This window comes from Hydrocoleum sp. CS-953, from assembly GCF_002260545.1.
Taxonomy (GTDB): Bacteria; Cyanobacteriota; Cyanobacteriia; order Cyanobacteriales; family Microcoleaceae; genus Trichodesmium.
Map to the genome: position 1 here is coordinate 1 of NZ_LGSU01000189.1, position 2385 is coordinate 2385.

Here is a 2385-nt window from a genome sequence, read left to right on the forward strand (position 1 = left end):
ATTCTAGTTCGGGAATAACTTCAATAATTACTTGCCCATTTTTTCCCAATTCTGAGAGAATTTTACTCTTCCATTCCTGTAATTGAGTTTCCGTTTCACTCAGCAATTCTCCCATCAAATCCCGAAATGCTTGTACAACAGCACTAAAAGGAATATTACGTTGAAATTGGTCAAATTTTCCTTTAATAAAATAGCCTTTTTGGCGAACTATTGGTTTATGAACTTCGTTTATTACTGCTGTTTTTCCGATTCCTGAAAAACCCGCTACTAACATTATTTCACTTTCACCTTCAGCAACTCTTTCAAAAGCTTCTAATAAATTCTGAACTTCATTTTTACGACCATAGAGTTTTTCGGGAATGCTAAAACGGTCAGATATATCATGTTTTCCTAACTCAAATAGAGGGATTTTTTCTGTTTTTTGCCAAGATTTTAAACAAATTTCTAAGTCGTGTTTTAATCCTAAAACATTCTGATAGCGTTCTTCAGCATTTTTGGCTATCATTTTCAGAATAATATTATTTACTATTAGAGGTATTTCTGTATTTATCTCGGTAGGTGGAGTGGGTTCTTTAGCAATATGAAAGTAAACTAATTCTATGGGGTCAGTTGAGGAGAAAGGTAGTTGATTTGTGAGTATTTCATAGAATGTAATTCCTAAAGAATAAAAGTCACTTCGGTAGTCTATTCCTCGGTTCATTCTGCCTGTTTGTTCTGGAGACATATATGCTAATGTGCCTTCCAGAACATTGGGGTTGATAATTTCTTGAGTTTCTCTGGGTAATAATGTGGAAATACTAAAGTCAATTAATTTGACATTTCCAGTTTCTGGATTAATTACAATATTAGAAGGTTTAATATCTTTGTGAATAATTTGATGATGGTATAAGTCTTCTAAAATTTCTACTATCGAAATAGCAAGCTCCAGAAAATTTTGCAGGTTAAGTTTTTGATTGCTTAGGTATGTTTTGAGAGATATTGCTCCAATATCTTCCATGATTAGGGCATAACTATTACCATATTTTTCTAGGGATATGGGTTTGATAATTCCCGATAAATTCAGATTTTTGGTAATTGTATATTGATGGCGAAATTGTAATAATTCAGAAAAGGTAGGGTATTCTTTATTGAGAACTTTGATAACTACTGGTTGTTGATTTATGGTATTTAATCCACGATAAACCGTAGTTCTTGTTCCTGTATAAATTTTTTCGGCCCGTTTTTCTAGCGCACAAGGGGCGTTTTTCATGTCACTAAGCGTTAACGTTTGCGGAGCATTCCGGAACGAAAAGTTGTGCCGAACGCTAAACGCTNATTGTATATTGATGGCGAAATTGTAATAATTCAGAAAAGGTAGGGTATTCTTTATTGAGAACTTTGATAACTACTGGTTGTTGATTTATGGTATTTAATCCACGATAAACCGTAGTTCTTGTTCCTGTATAAATTTGTTGATTTATGTGATAATTGGGTAATTTAATCATGGAAAAATTAATTAATTTATTGCTCTACAGTTTCTATATAATTTATGACAATTAACAGTTTTTGACTTCTTGTTTTGTTAAGCTTATTTGAGTAACTCCTAATATATGCGGAGGTCTATCTTTGAGTATAAAATAATCCTAATTGGCTCTAATAAGCTTCGATAGAAACAAAACTATTTACTCAAACTAATTTTTCTATTATATTAGATCACTTATTTATCTATACAATTGCAGAAAATTTATTGTCCCAATTTGATAAATGTTTGTTACAAATAGTATAGGCTCTGAAGAAGACAGAGGGAATAAATCTTGAAGAAAAAAAAGAGGGAAAATGATATAGATTAGGTTGCTTATACAATTGAATTATCTCTTTTTAAGTATACATTTCGAGCTTTCCGTTTTGTATCATTCTTTTTTTGGTGCTGGTGCATTGTAATGGTGGTCTAAGGTTGAAAAATACTCGAACACACCACATCACCACACCTCCCCATCTCCCCATCTCCCCATCTCCCCATCTCCCCATCTCCCCATCCATCTACCATTACTATGCAGGACTACCCTTTTTTTTTAATTGTTATAGCGTTTCTCAGTAAGCGTGAGGTACATTTTTATCTTTCTTCCCTGTTATTTGTTCCCTGTTGCCTATTATTTGTTGCCTCTTATTTGTTCCCTGTTGCCTAAAGTATAGAATTTTGTACCTAACGCTTTTTGGGAATTGCTATATTAGACATCTCCATAAGTTGAATACTTATTGTATAGTTATGGGAGATGGAGATATCTAAAAATTTTTGGCAATAACTTAAGATGGAACATTATAAGTCTTAAAGCCAGGAAGCCAGCTCCTTCCATCGGTAGTGCAGAGCGCGTAATGTGTGGGATAAGTCGCGTATGGCTCGCTAAT

Annotated in this window: 1 protein-coding gene; it reads right to left on the minus strand. The window is 33.4% G+C overall.

All coding sequences use genetic code 11. The features are described from left to right. A partial coding sequence (locus tag AFK68_RS01555; protein WP_168186278.1) for a serine/threonine-protein kinase occupies positions 1-1249 on the minus strand: 1249 nt, incomplete at its 3' end. Positions 1250-2385: the final 1136 nt, after the last annotated feature.